Origin of the sequence: Chryseobacterium indologenes, assembly GCF_002025665.1 — a bacterium.
Lineage (GTDB): Bacteria > Bacteroidota > Bacteroidia > Flavobacteriales > Weeksellaceae > Chryseobacterium > Chryseobacterium metallicongregator.
In genome coordinates, this window is sequence record NZ_CP018786.1 from 2,400,297 (window position 1) to 2,423,322 (window position 23,026).

Annotated in this window: 20 protein-coding genes; 9 read left to right on the top strand and 11 right to left on the bottom strand. The window is 35.6% G+C overall.

Translation table 11 applies throughout. The features are described from left to right. Positions 1-23 precede the first annotated feature (23 nt). Positions 24-614, bottom strand: coding sequence for a TetR/AcrR family transcriptional regulator (locus BUE84_RS10895; RefSeq protein WP_079241646.1), 591 nt, complete (start codon positions 612-614; stop codon positions 24-26). Between the two features lie 149 nt (positions 615-763). On the opposite strand from BUE84_RS10895, the gene BUE84_RS10900 reads away from it, so the two are divergent. Further along, positions 764-1,981, top strand: coding sequence for an MFS transporter (locus BUE84_RS10900; RefSeq protein WP_079241647.1), 1,218 nt, complete (start codon positions 764-766; stop codon positions 1,979-1,981). Positions 1,982-2,143: 162 nt separating this feature from the next. On the opposite strand, the gene pdeM is transcribed toward BUE84_RS10900, so the two are convergent. The 6 genes from pdeM to BUE84_RS10930 all read right to left on the bottom strand — a co-directional run bounded on the left by pdeM (position 2,144) and on the right by BUE84_RS10930 (position 10,455). Then, on the bottom strand, positions 2,144-2,788 hold the full coding sequence (gene pdeM, locus BUE84_RS10905) for a ligase-associated DNA damage response endonuclease PdeM (RefSeq protein ID WP_158521355.1): 645 nt from the start codon (positions 2,786-2,788) through the stop codon (positions 2,144-2,146). A 49-nt stretch (positions 2,789-2,837) separates the two neighbouring features. Then, the gene (locus BUE84_RS10910) at positions 2,838-3,440 is read right to left on the bottom strand and encodes a 2,3-bisphosphoglycerate-dependent phosphoglycerate mutase (protein WP_079241649.1); all 603 of its coding nucleotides are present in this window, start codon (positions 3,438-3,440) and stop codon (positions 2,838-2,840) included. Positions 3,441-3,586: 146 nt separating this feature from the next. Then, positions 3,587-5,989 (bottom strand): ligase-associated DNA damage response DEXH box helicase, encoded by a 2,403-nt coding sequence (locus BUE84_RS10915; RefSeq protein WP_167595418.1) that lies wholly within the window; start codon positions 5,987-5,989, stop codon positions 3,587-3,589. A 231-nt stretch (positions 5,990-6,220) separates the two neighbouring features. Further along, a complete protein-coding gene (locus BUE84_RS10920; RefSeq protein ID WP_079241651.1) occupies positions 6,221-7,801 on the bottom strand; it encodes an ATP-dependent DNA ligase in 1,581 nt (526 codons plus the stop codon). After that, complete coding sequence (locus tag BUE84_RS10925) at positions 7,798-8,820, bottom strand: ligase-associated DNA damage response exonuclease (RefSeq protein WP_079241652.1); 1,023 nt, start codon at positions 8,818-8,820, stop codon at positions 7,798-7,800. Before BUE84_RS10925 ends, BUE84_RS10920 begins: the two co-directional genes overlap by 4 nt. Positions 8,821-9,096: 276 nt before the next feature. Further along, on the bottom strand, positions 9,097-10,455 hold the full coding sequence (locus BUE84_RS10930; protein ID WP_238594405.1) for a S41 family peptidase: 1,359 nt from the start codon (positions 10,453-10,455) through the stop codon (positions 9,097-9,099). Between the two features lie 295 nt (positions 10,456-10,750). Here BUE84_RS10930 and BUE84_RS10935 point away from each other — a divergent pair, with 295 nt between their 5' ends. From BUE84_RS10935 to BUE84_RS10945, 3 genes are read left to right on the top strand one after another with little or no spacing between them, the layout of a single operon-like run. Continuing rightward, entirely contained in the window at positions 10,751-11,542 is a 792-nt protein-coding gene (locus BUE84_RS10935; protein ID WP_079243916.1) for an SDR family oxidoreductase, read from the top strand. 4 nt (positions 11,543-11,546) lie between these two features. Next, positions 11,547-11,948 carry a GlcG/HbpS family heme-binding protein gene (locus BUE84_RS10940; RefSeq protein WP_079243917.1) on the top strand — a complete coding sequence of 134 codons (402 nt, stop codon included), beginning with the start codon at positions 11,547-11,549 and terminating at the stop codon, positions 11,946-11,948. Positions 11,949-11,966: 18 nt separating this feature from the next. Continuing rightward, positions 11,967-12,770 (top strand): helix-turn-helix domain-containing protein, encoded by an 804-nt coding sequence (locus BUE84_RS10945; protein ID WP_079241654.1) that lies wholly within the window; start codon positions 11,967-11,969, stop codon positions 12,768-12,770. A gap of 237 nt (positions 12,771-13,007) precedes the next feature. On the opposite strand, the gene BUE84_RS10950 is transcribed toward BUE84_RS10945, so the two are convergent. The 4 genes from BUE84_RS10950 to BUE84_RS10965 form a co-directional block, all read right to left on the bottom strand. Continuing rightward, positions 13,008-14,075, bottom strand: coding sequence for an SDR family oxidoreductase (locus BUE84_RS10950; RefSeq protein ID WP_079241655.1), 1,068 nt, complete (start codon positions 14,073-14,075; stop codon positions 13,008-13,010). Positions 14,076-14,161: 86 nt separating this feature from the next. After that, positions 14,162-14,746: a Crp/Fnr family transcriptional regulator gene (locus BUE84_RS10955; RefSeq protein ID WP_079241656.1), complete on the bottom strand. Its 585-nt coding sequence runs from the start codon at positions 14,744-14,746 to the stop codon at positions 14,162-14,164. A 47-nt stretch (positions 14,747-14,793) separates the two neighbouring features. Further along, on the bottom strand, positions 14,794-15,240 hold the full coding sequence (locus tag BUE84_RS10960) for a PPC domain-containing DNA-binding protein (protein ID WP_079241657.1): 447 nt from the start codon (positions 15,238-15,240) through the stop codon (positions 14,794-14,796). 11 nt (positions 15,241-15,251) lie between these two features. Then, entirely contained in the window at positions 15,252-16,097 is an 846-nt protein-coding gene (locus BUE84_RS10965) for an NAD(P)-dependent oxidoreductase (RefSeq protein WP_079241658.1), read from the bottom strand. Between the two features lie 225 nt (positions 16,098-16,322). On the opposite strand from BUE84_RS10965, the gene BUE84_RS10970 reads away from it, so the two are divergent. The 5 genes from BUE84_RS10970 (at position 16,323) to BUE84_RS10990 (ending at position 23,006) form a co-directional block, all read left to right on the top strand. After that, the gene (locus tag BUE84_RS10970) at positions 16,323-16,949 is read left to right on the top strand and encodes a chloramphenicol acetyltransferase (RefSeq protein WP_079241659.1); all 627 of its coding nucleotides are present in this window, start codon (positions 16,323-16,325) and stop codon (positions 16,947-16,949) included. 197 nt (positions 16,950-17,146) lie between these two features. Next, positions 17,147-18,037: a BRCT domain-containing protein gene (locus BUE84_RS10975; protein ID WP_079241660.1), complete on the top strand. Its 891-nt coding sequence runs from the start codon at positions 17,147-17,149 to the stop codon at positions 18,035-18,037. A 46-nt stretch (positions 18,038-18,083) separates the two neighbouring features. Beyond that, the gene (locus tag BUE84_RS10980) at positions 18,084-19,556 is read left to right on the top strand and encodes a tellurite resistance TerB C-terminal domain-containing protein (protein ID WP_079241661.1); all 1,473 of its coding nucleotides are present in this window, start codon (positions 18,084-18,086) and stop codon (positions 19,554-19,556) included. After that, complete coding sequence (locus tag BUE84_RS10985) at positions 19,549-20,865, top strand: ATP-binding protein (RefSeq protein WP_079241662.1); 1,317 nt, start codon at positions 19,549-19,551, stop codon at positions 20,863-20,865. Before BUE84_RS10980 ends, BUE84_RS10985 begins: the two co-directional genes overlap by 8 nt. Continuing rightward, positions 20,862-23,006, top strand: a complete 2,145-nt coding sequence (locus BUE84_RS10990) for a DEAD/DEAH box helicase (RefSeq protein WP_079241663.1) — start codon at positions 20,862-20,864, stop codon at positions 23,004-23,006. The genes BUE84_RS10985 and BUE84_RS10990 overlap by 4 nt, the downstream gene beginning before the upstream one ends. Positions 23,007-23,026: the final 20 nt, after the last annotated feature.

Consider the following 23,026-nt stretch of genomic DNA (forward strand, 5'->3'; position numbering starts at 1 on the left):
TAGTATGTTTTTGAATAAAAAAATTATTGAAGCGTGTTTAAATAAGACTTAAGTCCCTTTAAATAAACAAGATATACTTCTTTTGAATTTTCAACTTTACCCAAATTTCTTACTCCCCAATACCCGGAAATGACAAAAACACTGACTTCTCTTGCGCTGACTTCCTTTTTAATGATTCCTTCCTTTTTACCTTTTTCAATACTTTTAGTAAAAGCTTCTTCCCACTCTTTCGAAAGCTCATGTAAAGCCTGGGTAAAGGCAGTGTGCCATGGTGCCATTTGCTGCACAAAATTCGAAGTAGGGCAGCCGTACTCAACTTTTAGAAAATCATTTTCCATCAGGAGATTATGGATGATCTCGTAAATATTGTCCAGAGGATTTCTGTTGTTTTGGAGGGATTCAATAAAGTTGCGTCTGAAGTTGGGCTTCATCAGTTCGTTGATAATAGCCAGTCCCATCTCATCTTTAGTTTTAAAATGATAGTAAAAAGCACCTTTCGTCACCTGAGTCGTTGCGATAATTTCATCAATGCTTGTTGTCTGGAAACCTTTTACATAGATTAATTCGAACGCTTTCTGGAGAATAGTAAGTCGGGTTGCTTCTGATTTCTTCATTAAAACTGCTGATTATTGTACAAAGGAACAAATTTTAAACTTAAAATAAAACTATCATTATTCTGATACTTTAATACAATTTAAATAATTTTTATAATATAAATATTCGTCGGAAATTTGCCTTATCAATATCAACAAATTATAAGACAATGAATTTTCAAAAAGAAATAGAAATCAATACTGCAACGCAGACGGTTAAAAAAGGTCTTCCTGCAGCTTTATGGGCATTAACAATAAGTGCCTTCGGAATAGGAACTACTGAATTTGTAATTGTAGGACTGCTGCCCACCGTAGCATCTGATCTCGGGATTACCATTCCGTCAGCGGGATTATTGGTAAGTCTTTATGCGATAGGAGTAGCTATCGGAGCACCGATATTAACGGCATTAACAGGGAAAGTACCACGTAAAATACTTTTGGTTTCCATTATGATGCTATTTGTTATTGGAAACGGACTGGCGTCTATAGCTCCCAGCTTTATAACATTAATTCTGGCAAGAATACTTACGGGATTGGCCCATGGAATTTATTTTTCCATAGGTTCTACCATTGCAGCTTCGCTAGTCCCCGAAGAGAAGAGAGCCACAGCCATTTCTATTATGTTTGCCGGACTTACTCTTGCGATTGTAACAGGAGTTCCTCTGGGAACATTTATAGGACAGCATTTCGGATGGAGAGCAACTTTCATAGGGGTTTCAATCCTTGGAATCATTGGGTTAGTAGCCAGTTTATTATTGGTTCCCAATACGCTAAAAAATGGGAAAACAGCTTCATTAAAAAGCCAGTTTAAGGTATTGGGAAATAAACGTCTGATTTTTGCCTTTTTAATGACTGCAATGGGGTATGGAGGGACGTTTGTCGTGTTTACTTATCTGTCACCTATTTTACAGAAAATTACAGGATTTCAGGAATCTACCGTTACTTTTATCCTTTTGGTTTATGGAATTGCCATTGCTTTAGGAAACCTGATTGGTGGGAAAGTAGCGAATAAAAATCCTCTGAAAGCCCTTCTATGGATGTTTGCCGCACAGGGATTGGTATTGCTAGCGTTTTATTTCACGGTAAGCAGTCCGGTTTTAAGCATCATTACCCTTTTTCTTTTAGGAGCTTTATCATTTGCTTCTGTTCCGGGACTTCAGCTATTGGTGGTACAAATTGCTGAAAAAGAACTTCCGGGAACCGAAGACGTTGCTTCAGGGATCAATATTGCAGCCTTTAATATGGGGATTGCAATCGGATCTTATGCAGGAGGAATGATTGTGACTTCTTCTCTAGGGCTGGAAAGTACACCCTGGATCGGAGCTTTGTTCCTGCTGGTAACAGTTTTGATTACAGCATACAGCATCCGCTTAAGTAAGAAAAATTAAGATTTCACGAATCGTTTTTATGCATAATACAAACCAGGATGCTAGAGGCATGTAAATGAAGAGGGAATCAATACATTGATCATGAAGATGGTGGTTTTATAAAGGCAGGTTTTTATCTGCCTTTATTTTGTATAGCAAGATTGACCGATTGACCTTAGGTTATTAAATCTCATAAATCTCTGCATCTGTAAACACAAAAAATGTGCTTTTCTTAGGTAGATTTTTGGTATCCAATCCTGTGAATTCACTAAAAGCAGGAAGTAACAATTGATTGTTGCTGAGCGCAAAGCAGGGAAGCCTGATATTTTTCACTGCAGAATTCAGCACAATTCCAGGGTGAATATGTCCGGTAATCTGAAACTCGGATCTTGTTGCATCAAAATCGTGAATAAAGGTAATCTCATTTGTTTCAAGAAATTCAGACTTATGGTTAAAGCATAATTTTTCCTCCAGTGCTTTTGAAATCCGGTCATGGTTTCCTTCAATAAGATAAAACTCTAGATCAGGATATTGGCTTTTCCAGGTACAGAATTCATCTACATCAGAATTGTCTCCGGCATGAAGTAAATCTCCAACTACAATAAATTTTTCAGGCTGGAAATATTCAATCAGTGCAGATAATCTTTCCAGATCACTTTTCATAATATGATTGGCCAGTGCAATTCCATTTTTACGAAAATGGGCCGTTTTTCCGATGTGCAGATCAGAAAGAATCAATGCTCTTTCTTTTTGCCAGAATACTGCCCGCTGATTGGTCAGAGTAAAAGTTTCGTTTTGGATGGAAATATTTTTAGTTGCTATAAACACTTGATGGATTGAAAAATGAATGTCTAAAATTAAACTATTTAGCTCATATTTAGCCAACTTTACGGCTTACATGAAATTTTTCATCAAAAACATACGTCAGTGGAAAGCCGGTAGCAATTTCTCTTTCTAAAATTTCTTCAGGAGAAAGATGCTCCAGATCCATAATTAAGGCACGAAGACTATTTCCGTGGGCCACAATTAATACATTTTCGCCCTGTTTTAATAATGGTCTTATCTGGCTTTCAAAATAAGGGATCACTCTGTTGTAAGTATCTTTAAGGCTTTCTCCACCTGGTGGAACTACATCAAATGACCTGCGCCAGGTATGAACCTGTTCGTCACCATATTTCAGAGCGGTTTCTGCTTTGTTTAGCCCTTCCAGATTTCCGTAAGAACGTTCGTTTAATGCTTTGTCTTTGATGACCGGGATGTTGGGATTTCCAATTTCATTCAGGATGATAGACAGGGTATGTTGTGCTCTGATTAATGCAGAAGTGAATGCAATATCTATTCTTTCTCCTTTTAAAGCAAGTCCTGCTTTTTTTGCTTCTTCAATACCGGCTTCAGTTATATCAATATCTTTCCACCCTGTAAATCTGTTTTCCAGATTCCAGAGTGACTGTCCGTGACGGACTAAGAACAATTTTTCCATTTTTAAATTTTATTTAAACTTCTAAGAAGGTATACTCTAAGTTACGATGATTATTTAAACTTATCAAGAAAATTAACGTAGAATATTAGGTAATGAATAAGATTTAAAATAGAGGGGATTTATTGAAAAAAATATTGAATTAATTATCAAAGATCACTTATATCAGACATTTTTAGCATTCTTTTAATTCTCGCATCCAGCCCTTCACTTGAAAGCGTTTGTCGTAAACTGTCCACTTTAATTGGAAAACTCAACGGAGTAAATGATCGGGAATGTTTTAAAATAATTTCAGATTTTTCAATTCTTTTAAAAGCTTCTACAAGACGCTGTTCCTGAAGTTGCATATTAAAAACTTCTGTATACGCTTGTTTTATTAAAAAGTGATTAGGATCATGGTCTTCCAATACTTTAAAAATCAATCCGGCAGAACTTTGTAATGATTTGTTAGAACGTTGTTGCCCTGCATAATTTTGAATCACCATTCCAGAAATCACCGCAATATCACGAAATTTTCTCCTTGCCATTTCCGCAGAATTGATACTTGCGATCACATCATTCATCAGATTCTCTCTGCTTAAAATCTGTTGAAGATTGTCTTCATTTAAAGGAATTTCTTTATCGCTGAAGAGTTCAAATCCATAATCATTCATCGCCATAGAAAAGGAGATTGGGGCAAGTTTTGAGATCCGATAGGCAATCAGAGCAGCCATTACTTCGTGGACGAGACGTCCTTCAAAAGGATACATAAACAAGTGATATCCTTCACGGTTTTTAATCAATTCCACCAAAAATTCATCTTCTTTGGGAATATGGGAGTTTTTTTCCTGATTAATTAAAAGCGGGTGTAAAAATTTAAGCTCTTTTTCCGAAGCTTTCGGATTTAAGGCATGCGAAAGTTTTTCTCTCAGAAAATGTCCCAGATTGGAACTCAAAGGAAGTCTTCCACCAAGATAGCTCGGAACCAGGGCTCTTCCTTTAGCTGCCCTCACATATACCGTCATGTCTTTGATAATCACTACTTCCAGTGTACGTCCGGCCAGAATAAATTTTTCTTCTTTTTTTAATTTTGAAATAAAATATTCTTCAATCATTCCGATATAGCCACCGGAAATAAATTTTACTTTCAGCATGGCATCACTTACAATCACGCCCATATTCATACGATGGAGCATAGCGATTTTTCTTGAAGTTACTTTATAAAGACCGTCTTCCATAATGACGATTTTATGGAACTCTTCATAGCTTTTCAACACACTGCCGCCAATGGTAAGAAATTCCAGAATACTTTTCCATTCTTCTTCAAGCATTTCCTGAAATGCATATACTTTTTTAATTCTCTGATACAACTCATCAGGGTAAAAGCCGTCTCCAACCGCCAATGTCATCATAAACTGAACCAGCACATCAAAACATAAAACCTGTGGCTCTCTGGGCTCAACAACTTTTTGTTTTACGGCTTCTTTTAGAGCTGAAACTTCAATCAGTTCCAAAGAATGGGTGGGAACACAATAGATTTTGGAGGTTTCAAAAGGAGAGTGGCCGCTACGTCCGGCTCTTTGAAGAAAACGTGCAACTCCCTTGGCAGAACCAATTTGAATAACCGTATCTACAGGTTTAAAATCAATTCCAAGATCGAGAGATGATGTAGAAACTACGGCTTTTAATTTTCCGGAACTCAAATTTTCCTCAATCCAGATTCTTAAATGAGCATCAATAGAGCTATGATGGATGGCAATCTGCCCTGCAAAATCAGGACAAGCATCCAATAAAAGCTGATACCACATTTCGCTCTGACTTCTGGTATTCGTAAATACAATGGTGGATTTTGATTCCAGAATAATGGGAACCACTTTATCTGCAAGTTTGTTCCCAAGATGTCCTGCCCAGGGCAATATCTCAATTTCATCCGGAAAAACAGGGAGAATATCTATCTTTTTCTGCTCTTTGGCTGTAATTTTTGTCTTTTTAACATCATACGGAATAAGCACTTCCATGGCTTCATCCAGATTTCCAATGGTTGCGGTGATGCCCCAGATTTTGATCTTCGGAACATATTTTCTAAGCTGCGAAATCCCGAGTTCTACCATAACTCCACGCTTTGAACCTAGTAATTCGTGCCATTCATCCACTGCTACACATTTCATATCCTTGAAAAATGTTTCATTATTTTTCTGTGCAAGAAGCAGGTGAAGGCTTTCAGGAGTTACAACAAGAATTTCAGGCATCTTTTTTACCTGCTGCTGCCTTACTTTCGGATCCGTATCTCCGTTTCTTACGCCTACAGCCCAATCAAGCCCAATTTCATCAATAGCTTCCTGCATCGCTTTTGCAATATCTTTGGATAGAGACCGGAGCGGCGTTATCCAGATCATTTTTAATCCTTTTTTATATTGTTCGGGATGATTCAGGAAATCTGAAATTAAGGCTAAAAAAACAGAAAATGTTTTTCCAAAACCTGTAGGAGCAACGACCATTCCGCTGTATCCGTTTCCAAATTTCTTCCAGGTTTCCAGCTGAAATTTGAAAGGGGAAATACCTTTATCGGTCATCCATTGTTGAATGATCTTTAATCCATTGGTATGTTCGAAAGTTGCCAATTCTATTTTTATTTAATTTTTAACGCTAAGACGCTAAGATTTTATAGGATATTATTTGTTTTTCGTTCGCAAGGGCGTTTCACTCAGCGAAGACAATGTCTTACTATTCATGAACATAGTGCCTTTGCGAACAAAAAATATTACGCTTAAGCAAAAAGTCATTGCGCCATTGCGTTACAATAATTACTGTATTAATTTTTTAATCTCTTCCAAATCATCAATTTCGTCTACAGTTTTATCTTTCCTCCATCTTACAATTCTAGGAAATCGTAGGGCTACACCGCTTTTATGACGGTTGCTGAAACCTATGCCTTCAAAAGCAATTTCGAAAATCAGTTCCGCTTTTACCGTTCTTACAGGACCAAATTTTTCAATGGCATTTTTGGTAACAAACCGGCTCACCTCCATGATTTCTTTATCCGTTAATCCTGAGTAGGCTTTGGCAATGGTCACCAAGCTATCTCCGTTCTTCACTGCAAAACTATAATCTGTGTAATAAGCACTTCGTCTACCGCTGCCTTTTTGGGCGTAGATCAAAACTGCATCAATGGTAAAAGGATTGATTTTCCACTTCCACCAGTCGCCTTTTTTCCTTCCGGAATGATAAGGTGAATTTTTTTGTTTTAACATCAATCCTTCGCTGTTTACTTCTCTTGAATTTTCACGAAGCGAATTCAGCTCTTCCCATTTTTCAAAATGCAGACTTTGGGAAATACTGATGCGTTCGGGATTCTCATTCAATAATAATTCTTCAAGTAAAGCTCTTCTTGCGGAGATTGGTTTTTCTCTCAGGTCGTTGCCTTCCAGTTCCAGCAAGTCGTAGACAAAGACTTCTATGGGGATTTCTGAGAGCATTTTTTTAGTTAAAGTTTTCCTGTTTAATCTCTTTTGTAACTCATTAAAATTTAAAACCTTACTATCGTTTACTGCAAGTATTTCTCCATCCAGTACAAAGTTGCCTTTCATTGCTTTTATGGCATCTGTAATTTCCGGAAATTGTTCTGTAACGAGTTCTTCACCTCTTGACCAGATGAACACTTCATCGTTTCTTCTGATGATCTGCCCACGTATTCCGTCCCATTTGTATTCTACCAGCCATTCATCAGGATTTCCCAGTTCTTCAGTTTCTTTTTCCAAAGGATAGGCAAGGCAGAAAGGATAAGGTTTTGAGTTGTCAGGATTTATATTTTCCGCATCAATAAGCTCTTTGAAAGTGACTTCATCCGGTAACCATTTTCCCATTAAACTGTGCATGAGCGCACTAGATTCCTGCCCGGAAAATTTTGTCAGTGCATTGATTAATGTTTTATCTGATACTCCAATCCGGAAGCTTCCGCCAATTAATTTATTGAAAATCAAACGCTCGGTATAATCCAGACCATTCCATGATTGCAGTACAAATTCTTTCTTTTCTGTATCTGTTTGGCCCTTCAGATTAACAATATCATTCATCCATTCTGATAATGAACGTTCTATTTTTTCCTGTGGAGGCGGGAGAATTAATGATAACGTTTCTCCAAGATCGCCTACTGCAGAATAAGATTCCTGAAACAGCCAATAAGGAAGTTTTGTGATTTCCAGCGCCCATTCTTTCATGTAATTGGTATTGACATTTCTCTTAGGTCTTTTGCCGGTAAATAAAGCGATAAACCATACTTTATCTTCATCAGGAGCGCGCTCGAGATAATCAATGATGGCATCAATTTTAGCATTGGTTTTATTGGTTGTTTCCAATGCGTTGATAAGGTCTGCAAAATGTCTCATGATTCCGGATTTTGTGAGATTTCTTTTTCAGATTCTTCTTCATCCTCACCGTAAAGTGTTTCTACAACATCTGCTTTAATTCCTGTTTCATTCAGATATTTGGAAAAAACTTCCGTCTGTCCGTGAGTAACATGAACCAGCTCTGCTTCAGTTGCTTTTACTGTTTGTAACAATCCTTTCCAGTCTGCATGGTCACTCATCGCAAATCCTGCATCTGCACTTCGCCATCTTCTGGCGCCACGCACCTGCATCCATCCGGAACATATCGCTGTAGCCGGATCTGGAATTTTCTTAATGATATTACTGTCGAGCAAAGCAGGTGGTACAATCACAATTTCGTGTTCCATCTCTTTTGGGCGTTCTCTGAAATCTGCAATGGTATATTCTGGAAGTTCAATTCCTACTGTTTCAAAGGCTTCATTAAGCTTTCCGATGGAATAATGAACGTATATTTTCCCTAATTCTTTCACTGCTTTCATAATGCGTTGGGCTTTCCCTAAAGAATACCCGATGAATACAGAAGTTTTATTATTTTCTTTATTTTTCAGCACCCAGTTCTGGAGTTTTTTATTTAAATCCGGAACTTCCAGCCAGTTGTAAATAGGCAGTCCAAAGGTACTTTCTGTGACAAATTCATTACATCTTACCAGCTCAAAAGGTGTGCTCAATCCGTCATCCTGAACTTTATAATCTCCTGAGATTACTGTCACATATCCTTTATATTCAAGCTTTATCTGAGCAGAACCAATGATATGTCCGGCAGGGTGAAGTGAAAGTTTTACTCCATTGATGGTAATCACTTCTCCATATTCTACGCTCTGGCATTCGATATCGGTTCCGATTCTCTGATGCAGAATAGGTTTGGTAAAATGGTGACAAAGGTATTTTTTCATTCCCCAGCGGGCATGATCGGCGTGGCCATGGGTAATAACTGCCATGTCTACAGGTCTCCAGGGATCTATATAAAATTTTCCCTGTGGACAGTAAATGCCTTTTTTGGTAAATGTGATTAATTTCAATGGTGTGACTGGTTTAGAAAATAAGCTTCAAAAAGTTAACCAATTTACAATAAAGTGTTTATTTTTTTATTATTGTGGTATGAGATCTTATGAATCATTCCATATTGTAGGAATGATTATTCATAATAGGTTTTGGCTCCAATGGAATGTGTTAAAGAATAAATGGGCTGAAGCCCGTTTCTATTCATATCTTTAGTGTTAAATAATGAAAGGAAGGATTATAATAGGATTTTAAAGCATAAAAAAGCTGTTTCTATTTGAAACAGCTTGGATAGTTTATTTTTCATTCAACATATCGCTTACAAAGTCAATCCATTGATAATCGGGGATAGTTTTATCAATGAAATAGTCTGGCTGAATACCTTTTTCATCAATAGCCATATCAGGTATACGGAAGCTTTTGGAGAGTGCATATCCGAATTTAAATTCATTACATGGAGAATTTACAAAATACATATTGGAAATATCCAAAACACCTGCTGTAGTGGTTCCAAAAAGCTTTACTTTTTTGCTTTGTTTAGCGGCCAGTAAAAACTCTTCTGCTGTACTTCCGTTTCCTTTATTGATGATGATCCCTACATTTTTTGGGTAAGGTGAAATTTTATCCATTTTATTAATTCCTACCAAATTCCCATCGTCCTGCAGGCTTACAAACCTGCCCGGGTTTTGGCTGAGCTTATCATAAGCTTTCTTTAGATATTCTCTTTCCTCTGCAGGTATTCCATATTTCTGATAATTCTCATAAAGATCCAGCATCCTTTGATTATTCAGTTTTGTAGAATAAAATTGTGTTCTGACACTTCTGATAGGGTTTGTATAGAGATAAGGAATAATTTTGGCAAAGCTGTTATCGCTGCCACCGCCATTATTTCTGATATCAATAATAAGATTTTCTGTGCTTTCAATTTTAGATTGATTGGCTGTAATGACGCTATCTATATCTTTTCTCAAAGCACCGTTGAATGAAGGAATTCTCAAAAGTAGAGTCGTTTTGTTGAGTTCCTTCAGAAAAGGTTTTTGGGCTGTGATCGCTTGATAATATGTTTCAATACCTTCTTCTTTTTCAAATTTTGGAGAAACTCTTTTCAGGGTAAAGTCATTGATTTCAAGATAATTTTTTCCTACTAACCGTATGTTATTTATTTCCTGACTCGATTTGTTTCTTAAATAGTAAGTTCCTTTGGTTTTGTCAACATTGAAAATTAGTTTTAACTCGTTTGGTTTCCAGTTTTCAGCTCCGGATATGATGATAAAGCCTTTGTAGACTTCTCCCAACTTTTTAATTCCTATAGTGTAAGGCTCAGTTTCCCAAATTCCTTCAATGTCTGATTCTTTTTTATTTAACACTTCTTTTTTGAACTTTTCTATATCTACTTTTATCAGTTCTGTTTTGGTATTTTCATTCACAACCACTGGCTGAGTTTCCTGGATTTTATTTCCAATTTTTGAAATTGAAAAATGCCCGGATCTGAAGAACTTAAGCCATTCATAGATCGTCTGGGTACATTCCGTATCTGATTTTATATTTTTGATTCTGTGCAGAAAGTCATTGTTATGAGCCTGATAAGCTAAAACGCCCTTTTTATCAATAATATACTGATATCCGGCATCATTTTCCTCGAAGGTCTTTTTCACCCACAGATAATTACTTTCACAAGTGCAGTTTTGAGCTAAGCTAAAAGAAGAGGAGGTGAGAAGAATTAAAAAGAGTGTTTTAATTTTAAGCATATGTTCGTTATTAGTTATATTGTACAGGTTACCAATCTAACGATAATTCTATTTTTTTATGATGTAAAAAGGAGAGTTATTTGAAAAAACATTCTTTTCTGATACACTTTCTGAACTTTTCAGCAATATAAAAATGAACTTCCAGGCAATATTGACCTTTTTAAAATCTTTGAAATTTGTACCATCATTAAAAAAGAATACAATGAATAAAACAATTTTAATTACAGGTGCAGCAAGCGGATTTGGAAAGATAGCGGCTTTTGATCTTGCTAAAAAAGGACACAAAGTAATCGCCACTACACAGGTCTATCCTCAGATGAGTGATTTAATCCGTGAAGCCAAAGAACAGGATGTGAATCTTACAGTGGACAAATTGGATGTAACGAGCCAGAGAGATGTAGATTATATTTTAAAGAAATATAATGATATTGATGTTCTCATCAGCAATGCCGGAATTATGGAAGGTGGTCCGATTGCAGAGCAGCCCGTAGATATTATCCGCTCTATGTTTGAAGTAAATGTATTTGGTGCTTTAAATCTTGCACAGGGCTATATCAAAAAGTTTGTTGAAAAGAAGAATGGTAAGATTGTTTTCACATCTTCAATGGGAGGTTTATGGACCGTTCCTTATGTAGCTGCTTACTGTGCTTCCAAACATGCGTTGGAATCTATTGCAGAAGGACTGAGAACTGAATTAGCTCCATTCAATATCAAAATTGCAACGTGTAATCCCGGCGTATTTGGAACAGGTTTCAATGATAGAGGAGTAGATTCTATTTTCCATTGGTATGATCCGAAAATCAACTTTACTCCGGAATCAGCGTTTGATGGAGCAGCAGAATCTTTAGCACACCAGCTTGATCCTAAGTCTATGGCGGATGTTATTGTAAATGTTGCTTTAGATGACAACAGTAATTTTAGAAATGTACATCCAAAGGAAACTGAAGAGTTTGTAAAACAGCTTCAGGCAGATGCATGGACCACAAAAAGCTAATATTATGGAGTTGAATTATAAAACGGCAGAGAAAGCTTTACATGCAGCCAAAGAAAAAGCCTTATCAATGAATATTCCTGTGACTATTGCTGTGGTAGATATGGGCGGACACATTATTGCATTGGCCAGACTAGATAGCGTTTATGGAGTAATTGATTTTGCTGTTAAAAAGGCAAAAACAGCAGTGATGTTTGGAGTAAACAGTGAGGTGATGGGAAGCATTATTTCTGAAACCGGTTTTCATGGGTATGGAATGCTGAATTCAAATGAAGGGCTTCTGACTATTCCTGGTGGTGTTGTCATAAAAGATACAGCAGGAAATATTATGGGCGCCATCGGATCTTCAGGGGGGAGTCCTGAACAGGATAAAGAAATTGCGGAGGCAGGAGCTTATGCTATTGCTTAAATTTCAGATATTTGTATAATGGAAAATACTTCTGAAATCATATTTGATCAACTTGTTTATTCGTGTGCCTTTGAATCTTACAGAGGCCATGAGGAATTTATTCCGGATCATTTTCTTGGATTTCAGATCTCAGGAGAAACTCATGCTTTTCATGAACATGGTAAAACAGTAATCAAAGAGAATACAGTGGTTCTGGTGAGAAAAAATCAACTGATCAGAACGATAAAATATCCTTCGGCTCATGAAAAGTATCAGTTTGTTTCTATGACATTGGATGATGAAACGCTGAGACAGTATGCTACTGAAAACAAAATCAATGTAAGTGCCAAATTTCTTAGTAATGAACGGTTATTTTTTGAGCCTGATGATTTTTTTAAAAGCTATTTCGCTTCTCTTATTCCTTACATTAATAAAACAAAGGAAATTCCTCCAAAGTTAGCCGCATTAAAGGTGAAGGAAGCCTTAGAATTACTTTTGCTGAGCAATCCGGATTTTAAAAATCTTCTTTTTGATTTTTCTGAACCTCATAAAATTGATCTTAAGGATTTTATGAATAAAAACTTTATGTTCAATGTTTCTGTAGATGCTTTTGCAAGGCTCACAGGGCGTAGTCTTTCGGGGTTTAAAAGAGATTTCAACAAGACCTTTGAAATGACACCGAAACAGTGGCTGAAAGAAAAAAGATTAAAGGAAGCCTATTATTTGATTAAAAACAGAGATAAGAAACCTGCAGATATTTATCTTGATCTGGGTTTTGAGAATTTATCTCACTTTTATTCTTCTTTCAAAAAGAAATTCGGGGTGACAACTACTGAGATCTAACTTTTAACCATTAAAAAAAACACAATTATACTATAATTTAACTGTTGGAAAAGCGCAAAGACGCAAGAAAGGTTTTACAATGTGACAGTTCTAAAGCGCAAAGATTTTAGCTCCGATAAAATTTAATTCTGAATATTTCAAAATATTATTTTATTGTCTGTTGATTAATCATAAAATCTGCGAGAATCTGTCAATCATTTATGATTTTCCTATGTCTTTGCGTTTTCCTACATATTATTAAGGGATCATATTTTCTGATCTCAATCTTTCAAATACTTCTGTAAAAGAATCTACTGTACTTATATAAGTTGTAAAGCCCAATTTTCTGCTTTTAGACATATCACACATCACTTCCAGTGGTCTTCCCAGATCAAGATCAGTGTGCCACGCAGATGACAGATGGTTAAGGTTACTTTCTTTGAGATTATATTTCTCTGCAATGGTTTTCCATATTTCGTGATCATTTTCAACTTCTTTTTCAAGAGGTCTTATGGTACCATCGAAACCTTCAGCTTCTACACCGAACCAGTCTGCTAGTCTTTTCCAAAGCCATTTCCATCGGAAAACATCTCCGTTAGCAATATTAAAAGCCTGGTTTTTTGCAGATTCTGTAGATGAAGCCCACACCAATTGTTTGGCTAGTATTCTTGCATCAGTTACATCTGAAACACCATTCCACTGTGCCTCTGAACCCGGCCAGATGAATTTTCTTCCGGTTTCTTTACAGATGCTGGCATATGCAGCCAATGTAGTTCCGATATTCATAAGATTTCCTACGGCATATCCAACTACGGTGTGAGGCCTGTGAATACTCCATGTAAAACCATCTCTTTCAGAAGCTTTATAAACTTCGTCTTCCTGTGCATAATAAAAGTTGGGAAGTGGAAGTCTTGGATGTTCTTCTCTGACGGGTGTTTCCGGTAAAACTCCTTCTTTAGCATAAGCTTCAAATGGACCTAAATAGTGTTTAAGCCCTGTAACCAATGCCACATGCTGAACCGATTTTTTAAGAGATAAAATGTTTAGCAGATTTCTCACCAATAGGCTGTTGACACGGATGTTTTCTTCTTCAGTGTCGTTGCGCATCCATGTGGTAAAGTAAATATGAGTGGGAGAGATTCCTTCCAGTGCTTCTGCAAGGTTCTGCTCATTCAGAAGGTCTGCTTTAATGGGACGAAGCCCATCCATATTGGTGTTCGGGTTTCTGGATAATCCGTATGTTGTCCAGCCTTGTGCAATTAATTCTTCTGCAAGATTACTTCCTGTAATTCCGGTAGCACCTACTACCAATGCAATATTTTCCATAAGTATTGTAAAATTTCTTGTACAAAATTATGGTTGACAGCAGGCTCTTACGCTTGATGTGGATCATGCATTTGGATTGATTTGGATCAAGTATTATTTAAAGAATTCTTTTTACGGATTCTGCTTACGGTTTCCGGTGCAAGACCAAGGTAAGAGGCAATAAGGTTGTGTGGCACTCTTTTGATCATTTCCGGATTCTTTTGTGCCAGTTGAAGATATTTTTCTTCAGCAGTGTAGCTATTGGACACAATGAGTCTGTAATCTTTCGTTACGAGGCTGTTTTGGTATAAAATTCTGAAATAGCGATCCATTACAGGAATTTCCAGCATCATTTTTTCATAGTCTTCCAAGGTGATCATCAGTACTTCAGTTTCTTCAATCGCATCAATATTGAGTACCGATTTTTCCTGATTGATAAAGCTGTTGAAATCTGAAATCCACCAGCCTTCAAAGGCGAACATATTGATGTGCTCATTTCCTTTTTCATCCAGAAAATAAGACTTTAGCAGCCCTTTGCTTACAAAAGACAACGATTTGCAGATATCTCCTTCCTGAAGAAGATATTGTTTTCTGCGAAGTTTTTTAAGGGTAAAAAAAGACTGAACCTGATTCTTTTGTTCTTCCGTGATATCAACCTTATTTTCGATATGGGAAAGCAGAACTTCAAACATCAAATAAATATTTCATCAAAATTACTATTTTCAAACGCATCAAAACATTATTTTTCAAAATCATAGAGATTGATTCCTATTTCCTCATTTTTAATTTTTACAGTTCTTGTATTCAATGGATAGAAAATAAATTCCGCAGCTCCCTGAATTTTTGCTTCCAGAAGATGTCCTGCCAAAGCGGTGTAATCTTCTCTTCCGAGTGTAATATGAAGATGAAGAGTCAGTTTTCCTTCTATTTCAGAAACATTTCCGGAAATATTAGTGACTTCCATCTGTTCTTTGAAAGTCTTATCTACATATTTTTTGGTGGTTGGATTAAAGAATCGGAGAGTAGCTTCACTCACAGCTCCTATACCGGTTACTTCTCCTGCCTGGATGTTTTGGTTTTGAATAAAGTCCGTTAAACCTTCTACAATATTGGAATGATTATCAAGACTAACGATGTAAATCTGATTTACTTTTCTGGCAGACCAACGGTTTCCTTTGTAATTCATAATCTCTGTATTTATCCTATTGTTTTCAAATAATTGATGATTCCAATCACATCATCTTCACCAAAACCTTTGTTGTGTGCATTTTGATACGTTTGAATCAAAGCTTCGGACAGAGGATAATCTGCTCCTGCATCTTTTGCAAGAAGAATGTCTTTCAGCATCAGATCAAGGGCAAATGCCGGAGCGTACTGGTCAGTAATTAGCATCGGTGTTTTTACTTTGGTAGCACCGCTTCCACTGGCACTTTCGTTGATGATTTCCAGCATGTCTGATCGTTCAATTCCTAATTTTCCGGCTAATAAAACAGTTTCCGCCAGTCCCTGATAAATAGTGGACAGAAAATAATTGATAGAAAGTTTTCCTGCGATTCCTTTTCCGTTTTCACCCAAATGTTTTACAGATTTTCCCATTTTCAAAAGATAAGGCATGGCGCGCTGAATGTCTTTTTCTTCGCCTCCTGCCATAATGATCAGTGTTCCTTCTTTTGCCGGTAAAGTACTTCCTGCTACGGGAGCATCAATAAACGAAGCTTCTTTTATTTTGAGAGTGGCAGCGGTTTCTGTGGACGTTTCCGGAGAAATAGTACTCATATCCACAAAGAGTTTTCCCTGAATGTTTAAAGGAAGAATTTCTTTATATACTGCTTTTACAGCATGGTCATTGGTTAACATTGTGAAAATAATATCACTATTTTGTACAAGGTCTTTAATTTGGGTGTAGACTGTAGATTTTTCTTCAAAATCTTTGGCTTTTTCTGATGATCTGTTATAAACTGAAAGTGGAAATTCCGCTTTTTCAATATTTTTTGCCATAGGGTGGCCCATATTTCCTAATCCGATAAATCCTACTTTTTCCATTATCCTATCTTTTATTTTGTTATTAATTAAGTTTGTATATTTTCAATCTCCTGGATGAAAAGGAGTTAGTTGAAAAAGTAAATCAATGAAAGTATAAAATACCATTGTTTTGCAGCAAAATATCGACCAAATAGGTATTTTACAAAATTAAGTTTTAATTATATTTTTAAGCATAAACTTTTAAAACCGGATAAACTTTCAGAAATTTGCAACAAATAAGAATCAATGAGGATCGTAGATATAGAGAACTGGAACAGAAAAGAACATTTTGAATTTTTTTCTAACATGGCAAGCCCTTATTTTGGATTTACAACAGAGGTAGACTGTACACACGCCTACAGTACAGCAAGAGAAAAAGGGTATTCATTTTTTGCCTATTATTTTCACAAATCTATGGTGGCGATCAATAGAGTAGATGAGCTAAAGCTGAGAATTATTGATGGGCAGGTGATACAGTTTGATACCGTTCATGCTGGTAGTACGATTGGAAGACCGGATGGTACTTTCGGTTTTTCATTCACTCCTTTCTCAGAAGATTTCGAAACATTCAATGCAGCTCTGCAGGAGGAGATAAAAGGAGTACATGAAAGTACAGGGTTGAGACTTAGCAATGAAAGGTTGGGGAAAGACCACATCAGGCACACCACCATTCCATGGAACTCGTTCAGTGCGATATTGCATCCTACTGATTTTAACACAACAGAATCGATTCCTAAAATTGCTTTTGGAAGATTCAACATTCGAGAAGGAAGAAAATATCTTCCGGTGTCAATTGAAGCACATCACGGATTGGCAGATGGAATTCACCTTTCCCGATATCTGGAAGAGTTTCAGAAAGAGTTGGATCAATAACTGCAGCCTATAACATTTTAAGATTGATGAAATAAAGATAGTTGCAGTTCTATTTTCACCATTTCTCTTATTTCATTGTGGAAAACCGTAAAAAATATTTCCAGATCTTCAATACATTTGAGTCATTATATTACTTATATTAGAAAATTGATTGATAATCAAAAAACTAATTAACTAATAAACACAATTGTATTAAGATGAGCGATTTTGAAAACCTTGATTTACAGGTTCTTACTTCCAAAGCAAGAGCAGACAAAGCCATTAATTCTTTAAAAGGACTTTTATTAGGCATTCTTTCCGATAATATTATTGATGGCAAAGAAATGGATGAACTCAGATTATGGGCCAAAGAGCATTATGATCTGATTAACAGAAATCCATTCCGCGAATTTATGCTGTTAATTGAAAATACTGTATCCAACGAAATTCCTGCTAAGGAAGCTGTTGAAGATCTCTACTGGCTTTGTCAGAAATATGAACATGACAGTATATACTATAATGGAATTACATCAGATTTACAGCTTTTGCAGGGGATCTTTCATGGCATACTGGCTGATGGTATCCTCAATGATGAGGAAATTTTTAAGCTCCACGAATGGTTGTCTGAAAATGAACATTTGAATTCATATTACCCTTATGATGAAATCAGGAGCCTTGTTTTATCCATCGTTGCAGACAAGAAAATAGAAGAAGAAGAAAGAGCTGTTCTTACAGCTTTTATTAAACAGTTTGTTGAGTTGAAAAATACAGACATTGCTGAAAAAGTAGAAAAAGATACCGAAGGTGTTTCTATTTCTGGAATTTGTGCTGTAGATCCTGAAATTATTTTTGAAAATAAAACCTTCTGTATTACCGGAATTCTAAGCAGAGGCAACAGAAGTGAGCTGCAGAAGGCTATTACCAATAAAGGTGGGATTTCTGTGAATAGCATCTCCAAAAAGACAGATTATCTGATTATCGGGGATACGAACAATGCCTGCTGGAGTTATTCGTGCTATGGAAGAAAAGTGGAAAAAGCTTTAGATCTCAGAAAATCTGGGCACACCATTATTTTAGTTCATGAGTTTGATATTTTTGATTCTATTTGAAAAAGCTCTTCAGAATAGTTTATAATGATAACCCCACAAATACACTATGTCGAACGATAAAGTTTCATCACCTACAGATCCTTTTATTATCGATGTTTCCGGAAATTCTGAAATTCCCATTGATTTTGGAAATGAAAATTTTATTGCTGTGAATCCTGAGGATCAACATCGGTCTTATGATCCAGACTTATGGAAAATTGGTAAGAAATACAGCCGAAAACTTAATCTTAATGAGAATCAGACTGCCATACTCGATCCTTTGTCTTTTTCTAATAATGTGTTCAACGAGATTGAATTTTGCAGAATACAAATTATAAAGCAGTTCTTAAGATCAATAGACTACCTTTATGCCAACTGTATTCCGGTCAATAAATCATATGCAACTGTCATTGATGAATTGTCGGAAATCATCGTCTGTCTGCGTTATAACTATAAAAAAGACAGCCTGAACTACAGTTATATTTACAGTTCTGTACAGACAGAAATTTTCAATCATATTTTAAAACTATGTGAAAATAATGTCCGTGAAGTGTATGGTATCAAAAGGAAAATAAATACTGATTTCAATTATACTGATCAGGATATTCTTTATCAGTACAATAAAAAAATCGTTTTAAAGCTTGAAAATTTCCTGATCGAAAATCAATTTCAGATTCTTGATGCGGATTACAAAACCAATATTATTCTTAATGAAAATAATACCAACCGCTGGAAGTCAAAATTTGAACTGATTCGGGATGATTATTCTAATCCATTAGCCTTTGAGAGAGAAATTTTCAGACTGACAGATGTTAATATCAAAAATCCATCTGTAGATGCAATCTTTTTTGAATCTTCAAAATTTGTGGCAGAGCATGACAAAAATTGTGCATTGAGACTTTATATTCATTATTTAGAAAAGGATCTGAATTCTCCTAAATTTGATAAAAGGGAATTTCCGAAAAACATTCAGAAAAACCTGTTTTTTACTAAAGAATTACTTTCTGACTTTGAAAAGATCCTGAATGATTTTATAGCTGACAGAAATATGAATGCAGCCCTTGAGAAAATCAGTCAGTTCTATCTTCCTAAAAGAAAGAGAATTAAGATTGATCATGATGCAATTAAAAATATTCAGGCACAACATTCTGAAACAGCGGATATATTAGGCCAGATTCTCAATGATGACAGCGAAGAAGAAATACTTTTCGTACAGCAAACAGAATCTGTTGATGAAGAAGAATTAATAATAACCATTACTCCACAGATATCAGAAATTGAGGTTTGCAAATACAGGAATGATCTTCATTTAACCGATTTACAAAAAGATCTTCTTGACTTATTTGAAAAGCATAGTTTCAATATCCCACAGGAAGAACTTCAGGATTTTATTAAAATAAAAGGCCTCTTTATGGGTTCTACCATAGATTCCGTTAATGAATGCTGCTTTGAACTTCTTGATGATATTCTGATTGAAGAAGAAGACGGATACTTTATTATAAACACAAATTATTATAAAAAACTTTTAAACAATGATTGACAATATTAAACCAAAAGAAGCTACTTCTATTATCAACTCTCTGGTAAGCGGTGTAGTACCTAAAATAGGAGTACAACATATTACCGTTGGGAGATCTGAAGAAATTAATGCTTTTATAAGTTCTCTGGATGATGTTAAAAACGGTCTCAGTCTGGTAAAATTCTGGATCGGAGATTTCGGAAGTGGAAAATCTTTTATGCTTCATCTTCTAAATACAGTGGCTTTAAAACAAAAATTTGTGGTAGCCAATGCTGATTTCACACCGGATAACAGACTTTACTCTAATGATGGGAAAAGTGTAATCCTATATTCTGCGATTATGGACAATATTGCCATCCAAACGAAACCAGAAGGCGGTGCTTTGCAGACTTTACTTGAAAAGTGGATTGAGCAGGTGATTGCAAAAACAGCAGAAGAAAACCATTTATCCTTGTTAGAGATCCGAAATGATCAGTACCTGGAGCTAATTCAGAATTCTATTATGAAAACAGTCAACGAAATTACAGAAGTGGGCGGTTTTGACTTTGGTTCTGCTATTGTTAAATACTATGAAGGTTATATCAAAGGAGATGAATTATTGCGCAGAAATGCCCTGAAATGGTTGAAAGGAGAGTATAGCACTAAGACAGAAGCAAGACAGGATTTAGGAATCAGAGAAATCATCAATGATTCCAATTATTATGACATGCTTAAAAACTTTTGTAAACTTTTTGTAAGCATGGGTTACAGTGGTTTTATGATCAATTTGGACGAAGCCATCAACCTCTATAAAATTTCTACTATGGCTTCGCGTGAGAAAAACTATGAGAAAATTTTATCTATATATAATGATTGCTTTCAAGGGAAAGTAGCTAATCTTTTCATCAATTTTGCCGGAACAAAAGAATTTCTGGAAAACGAAAGAAGAGGTTTGTTTAGTTATAAGGCTCTGAAATCAAGACTGGAAGCCAATAAATTTGAAACTTCTGAATTCCGTGATTTTGCACAGCCTGTGATTAAGCTGATGCCTTTGAACCATAATGAAATATTTGTTCTGTTAAAAAAACTGAAACTTATTTTTGATTTTAACTATAAAATAGAACTGAATATTACAGATGAGGAGATTTCCACTTTTATGGAAGAAATTTTCAACAAACCAGGGGCCGCAGAATTCCTTACACCAAGAGAGGTGATCAGGGACTTTTTGAATATCCTTAATATTATCAGACAAAACCCGGAAGTTGATAAAAAAAGACTTTTTGGAGAAATTGAAATCACAGATGAAAGACCAAGTGATCTTATTCTGTTAGACAGTATTGAAGAATTATGACGGCTTTCAATTTACTTTCAGAACCAATCAGGAAATATATCCGGGATAAAAAATGGGAAAGTCTTAGACCTATTCAGGAGGCATCCATTCAAAAAATCATTTCTACGGACAATAATTATATTTTAATATCAAGAACAGCTTCAGGGAAAACTGAGGCTGCTTTTCTACCTATTCTTTCTAAGGTGAATTTTAAAGAACAAGGTGTAAAAGTACTTTATATTTCACCACTTATTGCCTTGATTAACGATCAGTTTCTCAGGGTAGAAAGTCTCTGCGAATATCTGGATGTTCCTGTCACAAAATGGCATGGTGAAGCTTCTAAAGGAGCTAAAGACAGACTTTTGAAGAATCCGGAGGGCATTGTTCTTATCACTCCGGAATCTCTGGAAGCAATGTTTGTCAATAAACCTTATAATATACGCCATCTGTTCTCTGCCCTGAATTATGTGGTTATTGACGAAATTCATTCTTTTCTAGGTTCAGACAGAGGAACTCATTTACAATCTTTATTGAATCGACTTCAAAAAGTAAATGGTAAAAAGTTCAGTGTTGTCGGGCTTTCTGCAACGGTAAGTGATACAAATCAGTATATTGAGCTGAAAGAATTTTTTGGGGATAGTGAGCATACAAAAGTTATTAGAGATACTACTCCAAAACCAATTAATGTGGTATTTAAATATTTCCCAGGCTCTGTTGAGGAACTGCCTTTGCCATTATTAAAAGACCTTTACATCCGAACCAGAGAAAGTAAAGTTTTAATATTTCCCAATGCCCGTGGAAGAGTAGAAGAAGTTGCGGTGAAGTTGAAACAAATTTCAGAAAAAGTAGGGGGACACAAAAATTATTTTTCACATCATTCTTCTGTAGATAAAGAAGTTCGTGAATATGTTGAGTTTTTTGCTAAAAATTCAACGTTACAGAATTTTTGTATTTCCTGTACTTCAACATTGGAATTAGGAATAGATATTGGTAATGTAGATGAAGTGGTACAGATTGATGCTACCCATAGTATTGCTTCACTTATTCAGCGTGTAGGAAGAAGTGGTAGAAGAGAAGGTAAAGCCAGTAATTTATTCCTGTATGCAACAGAAACATGGAGCTTATTACAGTCTCTGGCATGTTGGATGCTCTATCAGGAACATTATATAGAGCCTGTTTATATCAACAAAAAGCCATATGATGTAATGGTTCATCAGCTTTTATCTATTGTTAAAAGCTCTTCCGGAGTTTCTTTATCTAAGCTTGTAGAAGAAATGAAAGGAAATTCTGCCTTTACAGAAATTAGTATAGAAGAAACAGAAGAAATCATCAGCCATCTTATTGCTATTGATTTTTTTGAAAAACTAGGAAATGAATTGATCATTGGTATAGATGGAGAAGAAGTGGTAAACACGAAAGAGTTCTACAGTCTTTTTAGTACTCCTGTGTTTTTTAAAGTAGCCAGTAACGGAGTGAAAATTGGAGAATTACCTTTAACTCCACAAATAAGAATAGATGAAAATATTTATCTTTCTGCTAAAATATGGAGCATAAAAGATATTGATTATCAGACAAAAAAAATAGAGGTAATCCCTGCCCGAGATGGTAAGAAACCTAAATTTTTCGGAGATGCTGCGGATACAGTTCATCAGATCAGAGAAAAAATGTTTGAAATACTTATTTCTAAAGAACAATATGAATTTCTGGATGATGTTGCTCAACAAATCATTATTCTTTTACGAAGTGAATTTTCTTCTTTTACCATCAGTGATTTCAAAAAGGAAAGACCTTTGTTGGAGCATAATGAAAAGCTTACTTTTTATTCTTTTACAAGTTCAAGAATTAACCGTACTATAGAATTGTTATTGAATAGTCTGAATATAGAGAATGTATTGGATCCTCAAAAAAGTGCTTTTGAAATAGAAAACTATACCACAGAAGAACTAAAAATAGCCTTCATTAGTTCTGATATAGAGCAAAATATTAATAAAATACTGAATGATTTATTAGAAAACAGACCTGAAATTATTGATTTTTCTAAGTGGGGGAAATATCTTCCTATATCTTATCAGGTGAAATTATTAAAAGAAAAATATTTCGATTTTGAAGGCTGTAAGAATTATCTTCAGGACTTGAAAATAATAAAGAATAAAGAGCAATAATAAAAAAAGCCGGACTCAGC